Annotated in this window: 13 protein-coding genes; 10 read left to right on the top strand and 3 right to left on the bottom strand. The window is 71.7% G+C overall.

Annotation, left to right across the window (positions count from 1 at the left end; genetic code table 11):
- Window positions 1-3: 3 nt before the first annotated feature.
- From ACFQW6_RS20245 to menD, 3 genes are read left to right on the top strand one after another with little or no spacing between them, the layout of a single operon-like run.
- Window positions 4-1,023 (top strand): AMP-binding protein, encoded by a 1,020-nt coding sequence (locus tag ACFQW6_RS20245; protein ID WP_378549825.1) that lies wholly within the window; start codon window positions 4-6, stop codon window positions 1,021-1,023.
- Window positions 1,023-1,985, top strand: coding sequence for an o-succinylbenzoate synthase (locus ACFQW6_RS20250; RefSeq protein ID WP_378549828.1), 963 nt, complete (start codon window positions 1,023-1,025; stop codon window positions 1,983-1,985). Before ACFQW6_RS20245 ends, ACFQW6_RS20250 begins: the two co-directional genes overlap by 1 nt.
- Window positions 1,982-3,604, top strand: coding sequence for a 2-succinyl-5-enolpyruvyl-6-hydroxy-3-cyclohexene-1-carboxylic-acid synthase (menD, locus tag ACFQW6_RS20255; RefSeq protein WP_378549831.1), 1,623 nt, complete (start codon window positions 1,982-1,984; stop codon window positions 3,602-3,604). Before ACFQW6_RS20250 ends, menD begins: the two co-directional genes overlap by 4 nt.
- Window positions 3,605-3,656: 52 nt before the next feature.
- Here menD and ACFQW6_RS20260 read toward each other — a convergent pair whose 3' ends face one another.
- Window positions 3,657-4,856, bottom strand: a complete 1,200-nt coding sequence (locus tag ACFQW6_RS20260; protein ID WP_378549834.1) for a family 16 glycosylhydrolase — start codon at window positions 4,854-4,856, stop codon at window positions 3,657-3,659.
- A 134-nt stretch (window positions 4,857-4,990) separates the two neighbouring features.
- Here ACFQW6_RS20260 and ACFQW6_RS20265 point away from each other — a divergent pair, with 134 nt between their 5' ends.
- Entirely contained in the window at window positions 4,991-5,626 is a 636-nt protein-coding gene (locus ACFQW6_RS20265; protein WP_378549837.1) for an MBL fold metallo-hydrolase, read from the top strand.
- Window positions 5,627-5,628: 2 nt separating this feature from the next.
- Here ACFQW6_RS20265 and ACFQW6_RS20270 read toward each other — a convergent pair whose 3' ends face one another.
- The gene (locus tag ACFQW6_RS20270) at window positions 5,629-6,870 is read right to left on the bottom strand and encodes an isochorismate synthase MenF (protein WP_378549840.1); all 1,242 of its coding nucleotides are present in this window, start codon (window positions 6,868-6,870) and stop codon (window positions 5,629-5,631) included.
- A gap of 119 nt (window positions 6,871-6,989) precedes the next feature.
- Between ACFQW6_RS20270 and ACFQW6_RS20275 the strand changes: the two genes are divergently transcribed.
- Entirely contained in the window at window positions 6,990-8,177 is a 1,188-nt protein-coding gene (locus tag ACFQW6_RS20275) for an AMP-binding protein (RefSeq protein ID WP_378549843.1), read from the top strand.
- 11 nt (window positions 8,178-8,188) lie between these two features.
- Here the strand turns inward: ACFQW6_RS20275 and ACFQW6_RS20280 are convergent, their stop codons facing one another.
- Window positions 8,189-9,196, bottom strand: coding sequence for a peptidoglycan-binding protein (locus ACFQW6_RS20280; protein WP_378549845.1), 1,008 nt, complete (start codon window positions 9,194-9,196; stop codon window positions 8,189-8,191).
- Between the two features lie 99 nt (window positions 9,197-9,295).
- On the opposite strand from ACFQW6_RS20280, the gene ACFQW6_RS20285 reads away from it, so the two are divergent.
- From ACFQW6_RS20285 to ACFQW6_RS20305, 5 genes are all read left to right on the top strand, one after another.
- Entirely contained in the window at window positions 9,296-9,985 is a 690-nt protein-coding gene (locus ACFQW6_RS20285) for a demethylmenaquinone methyltransferase (protein ID WP_378549847.1), read from the top strand.
- Window positions 9,986-10,186: 201 nt separating this feature from the next.
- Window positions 10,187-10,546, top strand: coding sequence for an NADH-quinone oxidoreductase subunit A (locus ACFQW6_RS20290; RefSeq protein WP_191194416.1), 360 nt, complete (start codon window positions 10,187-10,189; stop codon window positions 10,544-10,546).
- Window positions 10,547-10,557: 11 nt separating this feature from the next.
- Window positions 10,558-11,112 carry a NuoB/complex I 20 kDa subunit family protein gene (locus ACFQW6_RS20295; protein WP_378549851.1) on the top strand — a complete coding sequence of 185 codons (555 nt, stop codon included), beginning with the start codon at window positions 10,558-10,560 and terminating at the stop codon, window positions 11,110-11,112.
- Window positions 11,113-11,285: 173 nt separating this feature from the next.
- Entirely contained in the window at window positions 11,286-11,960 is a 675-nt protein-coding gene (locus ACFQW6_RS20300; protein WP_378550765.1) for an NADH-quinone oxidoreductase subunit C, read from the top strand.
- Window positions 11,960-13,300 carry an NADH-quinone oxidoreductase subunit D gene (locus ACFQW6_RS20305; RefSeq protein WP_378549854.1) on the top strand — a complete coding sequence of 447 codons (1,341 nt, stop codon included), beginning with the start codon at window positions 11,960-11,962 and terminating at the stop codon, window positions 13,298-13,300. The genes ACFQW6_RS20300 and ACFQW6_RS20305 overlap by 1 nt, the downstream gene beginning before the upstream one ends.
- Window positions 13,301-13,324 lie beyond the last annotated feature (24 nt).

Below are 13,324 nucleotides of genomic sequence, written 5' to 3' on the forward strand. Positions count from 1 at the left end.
CGTGTGAGTTTCCTGCGGCCCTCGGACGAGCCCTCCGTCGCCATCCGGCAGCTGTCGAGGTGGCTGGAGGCCGACGCCCCGCCGCCGCTGCTGATCGAGACCTCCGGCTCGACAGGCAGCCCGAAGGGGGTCGTGCTCCCGCGCCGTGCGGTGCTCGCCAGCGTCGAGGCGTCCGCACGCCGGCTGGGCGCCACGGGCCGGTGGCTGCTCGCGCTGCCGTCGTCGTACGTCGCCGGGGTGCAGGTCATCGTCCGCTCGCTGGTCGCCGGTCACGAGCCCGTCGTCGTGGACGGCCTCGACATCGGGCGTGCGGTCCCGGCGGACCACGACGGCACCCCGACGTTCGCCTCGCTCGTGCCGACCCAGCTCCACCGCATCGTGGGCGACCCCGAGCAGGTGGGGGCCCTCGCCCGCTGCCGTGCGGTCCTCGTCGGCGGCGGTGGCCTCGACCCGGCGGTGCGCAGGCGCGCCGAGGAGCAGGGGGTCCGTGTCGTCGCGACCTACGGCTCGTCGGAGACCGCCGGAGGGTGCGTCTACGACGGCATGCCGCTCGACGGGGTCGGCGTGACGATCGGCGCCGAGGGACGTGTGCGCATCGCCGGGCCCACGCTCTTCAGCCACTACGCCGACGACCCCGGGCTGACCGCCGAGTCGGTCGTCGACGGCTGGTTCCTCACCTCCGACGCCGGCCGCTTCGACGAGGACGGACGCCTGCAGGTCATCGGCCGTGTCGACGACGTGGTCGTCAGCGGCGGCGTGAAGGTCCCGGTCACCGCCGTCGCCCGGCGGCTCCGCGAGCACCTCCTCGTCACCGATGCCGAGGTCCTCGGTGTCCCCGACCCCGAGTGGGGCCAGCGGGTCGTCGCCGTGGTGGTCGGCAACGTCCGCGAGGCCGAGCTGCGTGACTGGGTCAGCCTCGAGCACCCGCGGTCGTGGGCCCCGCGCGAGTTCCGGTGGGTCGAGAGCCTGCCTCTGCTGCCCAACGGCAAGGTCGACCGGCAGGCCGTCCGGGCCGCGCTCTGATGCCCCGGCCGGTGGACGACCTGCACGTCTTCGCGATCCCGCTGCGCACCAGGTTCCGTGGCATCACGGTCCGTGAGGGCGTGCTGCTGCGCGGCGACGCCGGCTGGGGGGAGTGGTCGCCGTTCCTGGAGTACGACGACGCGACCGCCCGACCGTGGCTCGCCTGCGCCCGCGAGGCGGCGGACGTGGGGTGGCCGGAGCCGTTGCGCAGCGTCGTGCCCGTCAACGTCACCGTCCCCGCCACCGACCCGGCCCGGGCGCACGCCATCGTCAAAGCCGGCGGCTGCCGCACGGCCAAGGTCAAGGTCGCCGAGCGCGGCCAGACGCTGGGCGACGACGTGGCACGTGTGGAGGCGGTGCGCGACGCACTGGGGCCGGACGGCCAGGTGCGCGTCGACGCCAACGGCGCGTGGGACGTCGACGAGGCGGTCCGCGCGATCGCCGCGATCAACCGCGCGGCGGGCGGGCTGGAGTACGTCGAGCAGCCGGTGATGGCCGTCGAGGACCTCGCGGTCGTACGCCGGCGCGTGGGCGTGCCGGTGGCCGCCGACGAGTCGATCCGCCGGGCGGAGGACCCCTACCGGGTCCGCGACCTCGAGGCCGCCGACATCGCCGTGCTGAAGGTGCAGCCCCTCGGCGGGGTGCGGGCCTGCCTGCGCATCGCCGAGGACATCGGCCTGCCGGTCGTCGTCTCCAGCGCCGTCGAGTCGAGCGTCGGCATCGCCGCCGGCGTCGCCCTCGCGGCGGCGCTCCCCGAGCTCCACCACGCCTGCGGGCTGGCGACCGTGCAGCTGCTGACCGACGACGTGGTCACCGAGCCGATGCTGCCGGTCGACGGCATGCTGCGCGTGGTCCGCCCCGAGGTGGACGACGCGGCCCTGGCGCGGCTCGCGGCTCCTGCCGACCGGGTCGCCCACTGGAGCGACCGGCTGGCGTCGGTAGGGCAGGATCAGCGAGCGTGACCAACCCCTCGACCGACCTCGCCCGCACGGTGGTGACCGCGCTCCGCGGCGCCGGGGTGCGTGAGGTGGTGATCGCGCCCGGCTCCCGCAACGCGCCGCTCTCCTTCGCGCTCTACGACGTGGCGCGGGCCGGCACGCCCCAGGCGCACGGCCTGCGGCTCCACACCAGGATGGATGAGCGCACTGCGGGCTTCCTCGCGCTCGGACTGGCCAAGGTGGGCGTCCAGCCCGCCGCGGTCGTCTGCACCTCCGGCACCGCGGTGGCACACCTGCTGCCGGCTGTGATGGAGGCGGCGCACGCCGGGGTGCCGCTCGTCGTGGTGACCGCCGACCGCCCGGCCCGGCTGCGCGGGACCGGTGCCAACCAGACGACCGACCAGGTCGGCATCTTCAGGTCCTTCGCTCCCACGCTCGACGTGGCAGCCGCGGACCTCGACGAGCTGCTCGCCTTCCTCCGCACCCACGAGGGGGTGCGGCCGGTCCACCTCAACGTGCAGCTCGACGATCCGCTGCTCCCCGACGACGACGGCTGGGACGGTGGGGACGTGCCCACGTGGGCGGTGCCGGCCGTTGGCCCGCCTCTGGAGCGCGTGGTCCTCGAGCCGGGGCCCCGCACGGTCGTCGTCGCGGGGGACGACGCCGGGCCGCCGGCCCGCGTCCTCGCCGAGAGGGCGGGCTGGCCGCTCCTCGCCGAGCCGTCCAGCGGGTGTCGCACCGGCGACCACGTGGTCCGCACCTATCGGCTGCTGCTGTCCGGTGAGCTGGGAAGGCGGGTCGAACGGGTGGTGGTCCACGGCCACCCCACGCTGTCGCGCCCGGTCGCCCGCCTGCTCGCCCGCGACGACGTCGAGGTCGTCTCGGCCCGCCAGCGCGGCAGGTGGGCGGAGCGCCCGTTCAGCGTCGCGCGCGAGGTGGACCAGGTCGACGTCACGGGGCCGGACGACCCGGCATGGCTCGAGGCCTGGCGGGAGGCGGACCGCGCCACGTCGCGCGGGCTCGACCGGTTCCTGGCCGCCGAGCGCGACCTGACGCCGTACGAGGTGGCGGGCGCGGTGAGCCGGGCGCTGCCACACGGGGGACTGCTGTTCGTCGGCGCCTCCAACCCCGTCCGCGACCTCGACCTGATGGTCGCGCGCTACGAGGTGGGCGGGCGCCGGAAGGTCATCGCCAACCGGGGCCTGGCCGGCATCGACGGCACCATCAGCTCGGCGATCGGCGCGGCGCTGGGCCGACCGCGGTCGACGCGCGCGATGGCGCTGATGGGTGACGTGACCTTCCTGCACGACACGACGGGTCTCTTCCTGGGCCCGCGCGAGGAGCGCCCCGACCTGACGATCGTCGTGGTCAACGACGACGGCGGGTCGATCTTCGCCACGCTCGAGCAGGGCGCACCGGAGCACGCCGACCGCTTCGACACCCTCTTCGGCACCCCGCACGGCGTCGACGTCGCCAGCCTGTGCGCGGCGGCGCGGGTGCCGCACCTGCGGGTCACGGGACTGCCCGAGCTCGAGCAGGCCCTCGCCACGCCCAACGGTGGGATCGAGGTGGTCGAGGCGCGCGTGCGACGCGACAACCGGGCCGAGCTGGACGCAAAGATCCGCGCCCTGGTCCTTCCCTGAAACAGGGAGAGCGGGCCAGGGCGCGGATCGTCGTGCCAGGTGAGTCAGTCGATCAGGACTGCGGGGTCTCCCACACGCGGACCCAGTCGACGTACATGTGCTGCGGGAGCTTCTTGTCCGACATCTCCAGCGCCTCGTAGTCGGAGGCGAGCAGGCTCAGGATCAGGTACTGCTGCTCCTGCGAGACGCGGGCAGACGTGCGCCAGGTCTCCTTGCCGTCGATGCGGAAGATGATCGTCTTGGGCGTCCACTGGACCGAGAAGACGTGGTAGTTCTTCGACCAGCCGTCCTTGTTGTTCTTCAGGAACGACTTCGAGTCCTTGATCCACGAGCCGGTCTTGATCAGGCGCTTGCCCTTGTACCAGTGGATGAAGCTGGTGAGGCCACCCTGCGGGTGCTTGTCGCCGAAGTACTCGATGATGTCGATCTCGTGGCCGTCGCTGCCCGGACCGTTGCCACCGTTGGGCTGCGACCAGAAGCTGGCGTGCTGGCCCTGCGCCTTCTGCATCTTGATGCGCGCGGCGGCGACGCCGTATTTGAAGTCGAACGCGTTCTCGGTGCCGACGTGGCCGTTGAGGCGGTAGGAGATCTTCTTCTTCTCCTTGCGCGAGGTGGCCGTGCACTTGCCCTTGGCCGACTTGTCCTTGATGACGCTCAGGCGCAGGGCGCCGCCGCCGACCTTGACGGCCTTCGGGTCACCCTTGGAGCACTTGCGCTTGCTCTGCGGCTCGTACTTCTGGCCGCGCATGCCCCACACCTGGCTGAGCGTGCTGCCGGAGAACTCGTCGCTGAAGGTCGGGGTCAGCCACTGCGTCGTGTCGGCCGAGGTGCTGGAGACCTCCTTGAGGCCCTTGAACTTCTGCGCGGTGACGCGGTAGGTCATGGCGGCGCCGCCGCTGGAGACGGCGGCCTTGAAGTTGGCGTCGCCGGACTTCTCCTGCTTGGCGGTGCCGACCTTCTTCCAGGACGTCCCGACGAGCCGCTCGAGGACGACCTTCCGGCCGACCTTGACGGGCTTGATGGTCGCGGTGACGGCGCCCTTGGCCGAGTCGGCGCTGGCGGTGCGCTTGCCCTGCTGGACGATCTGCGGAAGCACCTCCACGGAGATCTTCTGGCCGGCCTTCTTGGTCACCGACGTCGACGCGGGGCGTGCCGCGGAGTCGGTGGCCGAGCCGGTCTCGACCGTCAGGAGCAGGGACGCGGGCAGGAGCAGCGCGACGGCGCTGCCTGCGAGCACGCGGCGTGCAGACATGTAGGACTCTCTTCGTCTCGGGTGCGATTGGTGATTCCCCCAGGGCACTCCACCCGTCGGAGGCTGCCCCACCCTAACCTTCTGCCCCACGAGTACGACGATTCGCCGTCCGCGGGCGCGCCTAGGGTGGAGCCATGCGGATCACCAAGTTCGGCCACGCGTGCGTCCGGGTGCAGGGCGACGGCGGTGTCGTCGTCATCGACCCGGGAGTGTTCACCGACGGCGCTGCGCTCGAGGGCGCGGACGCCGTCCTGATCACCCACGAGCACCCCGACCACGTGCATCCCGACCATTTTCGCGGGAGCGGGGTGCCGATCTGGACCATCGCCGCGGTCGATCGGCTGCTGCGCGAGCAGGCGCCCGAGGTCGCCGACCGCGTCACGGTCGTGCGGCCCGGTGACCGGCTCGAGGTCGCCGGGACGGCGGTCGAGGTGGTGGGGGAGAAGCACGCGGTGATCCACCCCGACTACGACCGCTTCGACAACTCCGGCTACGTCCTGGAGTCCGGGGGATCGAGCGTCTACCACCCGGGCGACGCGCTGACGCCGCCCGGGCGCGAGGTCGACGTCCTGCTCGCGCCGGTCAGCGCGCCGTGGCTCAAGGTCAGCGAGGCGATCGACTTCGTGCGCGAGGTCGCGGCGCCCCGCTCGCTGGCGATCCACGACCGCGTCTACAGCGACATCGGCCTCGACATGGTCGCCACCCACATGGGCAACCTGTTGCCGGCAGGCCAGGCGTTCGAGCGTCGCGAGCCGGGCCGGGACCTCTGAGCTCAGCCGTCGCCGAGCGCGTCGCGGACCGGCACGAACTTCGCCTGCGACTCGGCCAGCTCGGCCTCGGGGTCCGAGCTCGCCACGATGCCGCAGCCGGCGAAGAGCCGCACGCCCGCCTCGGTCACCATCGCGGAGCGCAGCGCGATGCCCCACTCGCCGTCACCGGAGGCGTCCATCCAGCCGACGGGGCCGGCGTAGCGCCCGCGCGGCATCCCCTCGATCTCGGCGATGAGCCGGGTGGCATCGGTGGTGGGGGTGCCTCCCACCGCTGCCGAGGGGTGGAGCGACTCGGCCAGCTGCAGCGACGTGGCGTTGTCGTGGACCACGCCGTTGACGTCGGTCGCCAGGTGCATGACGTTGGGCAGGTGAAGGACGAACGGCGCCTCCGGCACGTTCATCGACGAGCAGTGCGGCTCGAGGGCGTCGGCGACCGAGCGCACGGCGTACTCGTGCTCCTCGAGGTCCTTCGACGAGCGGGCGAGCGTGGCGGCCAGAGCGAGGTCGCGCTCGTCGTCGCCCGTACGCCGGATCGTGCCGGCCAGCACGCGGGAGGTGACCAGGCCGCGCTCGCGGCGCACGAGCATCTCCGGGGTGGCGCCGAACAGGCCGTCGACGTGGAAGGTCCAGCACATCTCGTACTGCGCGGCGAGCTGGTGGAGCGGCCAGCGGACGTCGAGCGGCTCGTCGGTGGTCGCGATGAGGTCGCGGGCGAGCACGACCTTCTCCAGGTCGCCGGCGGAGATCCGGCGGACCGCCTCGGCCACGACCGACATCCACTCCTCGCCGTTGCGGGCGCCGTCGGAGAAGACGAGGCCGACGGGAGGTTCCGGAGCACGAGCGGGGACCAGCGTCGGCGCCTCGACCGAGACGGTCGTCAGCCAGGTCCGGTCGCCGCGGCGGCCCACGATGACCTGCGGGATGACGAGCACGGACTCGCCGGGCTCGTCGGCGAATGCGAAGGCTCCGAAGGAGACGAGGCCCGTGCCTGGCTCCGCGACCTGGTCCTCGACCCGCGCGCGCGCGACGGTCTCGGACCACCACTTCACCGCGTCGCTGAAGCGGGTCGGTCCGGACGTCTCCAGACGTGCCGCGACACCCCAGCCCACCAGGCCCTCGCCCCGGCGCAGCCAGCTGACCGGCTCGTGCCGCGGCAGCAGGTCGAGGAGGGGGAGATCCGCCAGGTCCACCGGGACGGTGCGCACGACGAGCGGCGGGGTGGAGGCGGACGCGGGGATCGTCACGAGGGGGGAGCCTACGCCGAGGCGTGGAGCGGGAGGCGAGGAGATCGGGCAAACGGCGAACAGGAGAGGCGCACGTCACCTAGGTTGCCTCGGTAACCCACACCCCTAGGAGCCCGCACGTGCCTGCCCACGAATCTCCTCTCGTCCGGTTGGAGCGCCACGCGCGCAACCGTGCGCTCGAGGTCGCCGTGACGGAGGTGCGCGACGGGACGTGGACCTCGCTGACGTGGAACGAGCTCTACCGGCGGGTGATCGACGGCGCCGCCGGCATGATCGAGGCCGGGGTCAACCCCGGTCAGGTCGTCGTCATCCGCGTCGCGACCGGTGCCCGCCAGCTCGAGCTCGAGCTCGCCACCCGGGTCGCCGGGGCGGTGCCGCTGCTGCTTCCCGAGCACCTCGACGCGGCCGAGGTGGGTCGGCTCCTCGACGAGGTCGAGGTGCGGCTCGTCGTCGTCGACGACGAGAGCCGGCTGTCGCTGCTGCGGCGTGCCGCCCTGGCCGACGCCCAGCTCTTCGAGTGCGACGACCGCTCGTGGGAACGCCTGCGGGGGATGGGGCTCGAGCGGCGCAAGCGCCAGCCCGACCTGCTGCCCTGGGTCGCCGACGCCCGCGCGGGGGCGTCGTCCTCGCCGGTGCTGGGCCTGCCGAGGGAGAAGAGCCAGGCGTGGCTCTTCCGGCCCGAGTGCTCCGGAGCGCTGTCCGACCTGACCGGCACGGACGTCGTCCTGCTGACCGGCGAGGCGACCGACCGCTTCACGACCGTCGCCCGCGACGCGCACCTCACGTCGGGGTGCACCCTCGCCCTGATCGAGAGGCCCGACCAGCTCGGGGGCGCCCTCGCCCACGTCCGACCCACGCACGTGCTGCTCGACCGTGACGCCTCGAGGGCACTGGAGGACCTGCTCGAGGCGGCGACCGTCGACGGCTCGCCGTGGCACGAGACGCCGCGCGACGTCCTCGAGGCGATGTCGGCCCAGGTGGCCGAGGCGCGGCTGGGCTCGCGGGCGCGCAAGCTCGCCGCCGAGGTGTCCGCCCTGGCTCCCTGGTGGGGCGACCGGCTGCGGGTGCTGGTGATGGACGCCCGGGTCAACCGGACCATCAGCGGCCTCGCGACGACACTCGGCTTCCGCATCGGTCGCGTCGCTCACCACCCGGCCATCCGGCTCGAGCTGTCGCGCGAGCACGCCGTGGTCGTCGTGCCCGCGGCGCCGCAGCTCGAGGCGGCCTCGCAGTCGCTCCCGCGTCGCGGGCGGGCGGGCGACGGCCTGGACTCCGCCTTCTCGCTCGCAGGCAGTTCCGGGTCCTGAGCCGGCTCGACTCAGGAGCGGTAGACGATCACCTTGTCGCCGAGCCTGACCCGGTCGAACAGCCAGGCCGCGACCGCGCGGTCGCGCACGTTGACGCAGCCGTGGGACGCCCCGTTGTAGCCGTTGGCCGCGAAGTCGGGGGAGTAGTGCACGGCCTGCCCGCCCGAGAAGAACATCGCGAACGGCATCGGGGTGTTGTAGAGGCTCGACACGTGGTCGCGCGACTTGCGGAACACCGTGAACGCCCCCTCACGGGTGGGCAGCTCGTCCGAGCCGAAGCGCACCTCGACGGTCTCGAGGACGGCGCCGTCGACGACCCATCGCAGCGAGCGTGACGTCTTGTCGACGCACATCGCCCGGCCCGTGAGGCAGCGTGGGTCGAGGGCCGGGCCCGAGGGCGCGACGTTGAAGAGCTCGGCCCTGGTCGGCTCGCGGGTCATCTCCTTGAGCCGGGTCATGGTGCGCCGGTCGACCGCGCCGGTCACCGGGATGCGGCGCTTCGCCTGGAAGCCCTCCACGGCCTCCACGGTGGCCCGCGTGTAGCGACCGGTCACCGGGGCGTCGTACCAGCGGACCTGCTTGAGCCGGGCCTGCACCTGGCGCACCCTCATGCCGGAGTCGCCCCGCTGCAGCAGCGGCTTGCCGGGCGTGTAGACGTTGTGCAGCGCCTCGGTCGTCGGCGGGGTCGTGAGGCTGACGATCTTGCGCCACGTGCGCTCGTCCACGACGCCGTCGGCGGTCCAGCCACGCCGCCGCTGGACGGTCGCCACGCCGTCGCTCGTCTCGCGGTCGAACGTGTTGGTCACGACCTCGGAGTGGAGGTCGAGCTGGTGCAGTCGGCTCTGCAGCACCCGCACCCGCCAGCCGCGGTCGCCGAGCTGCATCGGTGCGAAGTCGGCGCGCGAGCCCGACGCGGACGGTGCGGCGGCGAGAGCGGAGCCGGTCGCGGCGACGCCGGTGAGACCGGTCAGGGCGCAGAGCAGCGCCAGGACGAGCGCGAGTGCGCGGTGGCGTGACATGTGGGTCCTCCCCGGGGAGCCGGCGACGTGGTGATCATAGGGACGTACGACGACACCCCACGTTGCGCCTCCCGGGGTTCGGACGCCTACGCTCGCGGCGTGGCCCGCGCTGACCTGGACAAGCAACCGACCGACGTACGTCGCATGTTCGACACCGTGGCCAAGCGCTACGACCTCACGAACGACCTGATGACGGCCGGTATCCAGCGCACCTGGCGCCGGGCGATGGTGGACGCCGTCGCACCGCAGCGCGGTGACCTGGTCCTCGACCTCGCGGCCGGCACCGGCTGCTCGAGCGAGCCCTTCGGCACCCACGGGGCGGTCGCCGTGCCGTGCGACTTCTCCGTCGGCATGCTCCAGCAGGGCAAGAAGGACCGGCCCTCACTGCCGTTCGTCGCCGGCGACGGCACCCGGCTGCCGTTCCTGGACGACACCTTCGACGCGGTGACGATCTCCTACGGTCTGCGCAACTTCGTCGACCCGGTGGCGGGGCTGAAGGAGATGCTCCGCGTCACGCGACCGGGCGGCCGACTCGTCGTGTGCGAGTTCAGCACGCCCACCAACGGCGCGTTGCGCACGATCTACCTCGACGGCTTCATGCAGGCCTTGCCCCGGATCGCCTCGCTCACCGCGAGCGCGTCCGACGCCTACGTCTACCTCGCGGAGTCGATCCGCGCCTGGCCTGACCAGGAGGGGCTCGCCGCGATGGTCGCCGAGGCCGGTTGGCAGCGCCCGGAGTGGCGCAACCTCACGGGCGGCATCGTCGCCCTGCACCGCGCCACGGCCTGACCGGGAGCGACTGATTTAGGTGACGTCCGCGTCACCTAAATGCGCAGGTCAGGGCGGCAATGGCCGGTGCCGAGGTGGTCCGCACCCCGACGTGACGCACGCCCCACCGGCGTCCTAGACTGTGGCGCGCGCCACTCGTGAAGCCATTCACAAAGTCACATGCCCGTCTGGGCGGGGCGCAGGTCCACCGGAAGGGAAGCGATGGAGCTCTACACGCCGATCCTGGCGCTGGCACTCATCGCGACGGGCTTCGCGGTCTTCTCCGTGATCATGAGCGCCGTCGTGGGTCCCAAGCGCTACAACCGGGCCAAGCTCGACTCCTACGAGTGCGGCATCGAGCCGACGCCGCAGCCCGTGGGCGGCGGCAGGATCCCGGTGAAGTACTTCATCACCGCGATGCTCTTCATCGTCTTCGACATCGAGATCATCTTCCTCTACCCGTGGGCCGTCCACTTCGACCAGATGGCCCTCTTCGGCCTCGTCGAGATGGTCCTGTTCATCGCCACTGTCTTCGTCGCCTACGCATACGTGTGGCGCCGCGGCGGACTCGACTGGGACTGAGGAGTTCACCCATGGGACTTGAAGAGAAGCTGCCGTCCGGCGTCCTGCTGACGACCGTCGAGGGCGTGGCGGGCTACATGCGCAAGGCGTCGTTCTGGCCAGCCACCTTCGGCCTGGCCTGCTGCGCCATCGAGATGATGACCACCGGCGGCCCCAAGTACGACCTCGCGCGCTTCGGCATGGAGGTCTTCCGCGCCAGCCCGCGGCAGGCCGACCTGATGATCGTCGCCGGCCGGGTGAGCCAGAAGATGGCCCCGGTCCTGCGCCAGATCTACGACCAGATGCCCGAGCCCAAGTGGGTCCTCGCGATGGGTGTGTGCGCCTCCTCGGGCGGCATGTTCAACAACTACGCGATCGTCCAGGGCGTCGACCACGTCGTGCCCGTCGACATGTACCTCCCCGGCTGCCCGCCGCGTCCGGAGATGCTCATCGACGCGATCCTCAAGCTGCACGACCAGGTCCAGCAGACCAAGCTCGGCGCCAACCGTCGCGACGAGGTCGCCGCGCTCGAGACCGCCGCCCTGCGCGCGCTGCCCACCTCGGAGATGAAGGGCCTCCTCAGGTGACCGACAAGCCAGACGAGAAGCACGCCGGCAAGGCCCAGGACGAGTCGGACGACAAGACGGACAAGAACGAGGCAGCGCGTCCCGCCGAGGAGCGCAACCTCGAGAAGGCCAAGTCCGAGACGGGCACCGGCAGCGGCGTCGAGCAGCCGGCGCCCGAGCAGTCGCCGGAGAACCTGCCCGCGCCCACCGGCGAGGTGCACGCGGTCGGCGAGCGCCGCGGCATGTTCGGCGTCAGCGGCACCGGCGACACCTCCGGCTACGGCGGCCTGGTCAGCGCGAAGGTCTTCCCGGCCCCGTCGCAGAAGCCCTACGGCGGCTGGTTCGACGAGGTGGCCGCAGCGCTGGAGGCGCGGCTCGAGGCCACCGAGCTCACGTCGGCCATCGAGAGCGTCGTGGTGCACCGGGGCGAGATCACCTTCCACGTCCGCCGCGAGGACCTGCCCTTCGTGGCGCAGATGCTGCGTGACGACGAGGCGCTGCGCTTCGAGCTCTGCTCCGGTGTCAGCGGTGTGCACTACCCCGACGACCACGGTCGCGAGCTGCACGCGGTCTACCACCTGACGTCGATGACCCACAACCGGCTCATCCGCGTCGAGGTCACCGCGCCGGACAGCGACCCCCACGTGCCGAGCCTGGTGAGCATCTACCCGACGCTCGACTGGCACGAGCGCGAGACGTACGACATGTTCGGGCTGATCTTCGACGGTCACCCCGCTCTGACCCGGGTGCTCATGCCGGACGACTGGCCGGGCCACCCGCAGCGCAAGGACTACCCGCTCGGCGGCATCCCCGTCGAGTACAAGGGTGGGTCCATCCCTCCGCCGGACCAGCGCAGGAGCTACAACTGATGACGACCGAACAGGACTTCTACGCCGCCCCCGGGGACACCAGCCAGGGCCGCGTGTTCACCGTCACGGGCCAGGACTGGGACTCGATCACGCAGAGCATCGGCGAGTCCGCCGAGGAGCGGGTCGTGGTCAACATGGGCCCGCAACACCCCTCGACGCACGGGGTGCTCCGGCTCATCCTCGAGCTCGAGGGCGAGACGGTCACCGAGGCCCGCTGCGGCATCGGCTACCTGCACACGGGCATCGAGAAGAACATGGAGTACCGCTCCTGGGTGCAGGGCACGACGTTCTGCACCCGCATGGACTACCTCTCCCCGTTCTACAACGAGGCGACCTACGCGCTCGGCGTCGAGCGGCTGCTCGACATCGAGGACGACATCCCGGAGAAGGCGCAGGTCATGCGGGTGCTCCTCATGGAGCTCAACCGCATGTCCTCCCACCTGGTCGCCATCGCGACCGGCGGGATGGAGATCGGCGCCCTGACGGTGATGACCATCGGCTTCCGCGAGCGCGAGCTCGTGCTCGACCTGTTCGAGCTGATCACCGGCCTCCGGATGAACCACGCGTTCATCCGTCCCGGTGGCGTCGCCCAGGACCTGCCGCCCGGCGCGCTCGACGAGATCCGCGACTTCATCGCCCTGATGAGGAAGCGCCTGCCGGAGTACGCCGCCCTCTGCAACGCCAACCCGATCTTCAAGGGGCGGCTCGAGGGGGTCGGCCACCTCGACCTCGCTGGTTGCATCGCGCTCGGCATCACCGGTCCGGTGCTCCGCTCGACGGGCTACGCCTGGGACCTGCGCAAGACCCAGCCCTACTGCGGCTACGAGGACTACGACTTCGAGGTCCAGACCTGGGACACGGCCGACTCCTACGGCCGCTTCCGCATCCGGCTCAACGAGATGTGGGAGTCGCTCAAGATCGTCGAGCAGGCCGCCGACCGCCTCGCCGGCCTCGAGGGCGCGCCCGTCATGGTGGGCGACAAGAAGATCGCGTGGCCCAGCCAGCTCGCCATCGGCAGCGACGGCATGGGCAACAGCCTCGACCACATCCGCCACATCATGGGCGAGTCGATGGAGGCACTGATCCACCACTTCAAGCTGGTCACCGAGGGCTTCCGCGTCCCGGCCGGCCAGGCCTACGTCCCGATCGAGTCGCCTCGCGGCGAGCTGGGCGCCCACGTCGTCTCCGACGGCGGCACGCGTCCGTTCCGTGCGCACTTCCGCGACCCCTCGTTCACCAACCTGCAGGCGACGAGCGTGATGAGCGAGGGCGGCATGGTCGCCGACGTCATCGTCGCCATCGCCTCGATCGACCCCGTCATGGGAGGAGTCGACCGATGAGTCACCCCACGAAGCTCCCGTTCT

Origin of the sequence: Nocardioides sp. GCM10028917 (genome assembly GCF_042666175.1) — a bacterium.
GTDB lineage: Bacteria > Actinomycetota > Actinomycetes > Propionibacteriales > Nocardioidaceae > Nocardioides.

Excerpts from the sequence above, each read along its gene's own strand:
- ACFQW6_RS20305 (WP_378549854.1), top strand. The coding sequence starts at position 11,960 with ATGACGACCGAACAGGACTTCTACGCCGCCCCCGGGGACACCAGCCAG.
- ACFQW6_RS20250 (WP_378549828.1), top strand. The coding sequence starts at position 1,023 with ATGCCCCGGCCGGTGGACGACCTGCACGTCTTCGCGATCCCGCTGCGC.
- ACFQW6_RS20280 (WP_378549845.1), bottom strand. The coding sequence starts at position 9,196 with ATGTCACGCCACCGCGCACTCGCGCTCGTCCTGGCGCTGCTCTGCGCC.
- ACFQW6_RS20290 (WP_191194416.1), top strand. The coding sequence starts at position 10,187 with ATGGAGCTCTACACGCCGATCCTGGCGCTGGCACTCATCGCGACGGGC.
- ACFQW6_RS20260 (WP_378549834.1), bottom strand. The coding sequence starts at position 4,856 with ATGTCTGCACGCCGCGTGCTCGCAGGCAGCGCCGTCGCGCTGCTCCTG.
- ACFQW6_RS20295 (WP_378549851.1), top strand. The coding sequence starts at position 10,558 with ATGGGACTTGAAGAGAAGCTGCCGTCCGGCGTCCTGCTGACGACCGTC.
- ACFQW6_RS20265 (WP_378549837.1), top strand. The coding sequence starts at position 4,991 with ATGCGGATCACCAAGTTCGGCCACGCGTGCGTCCGGGTGCAGGGCGAC.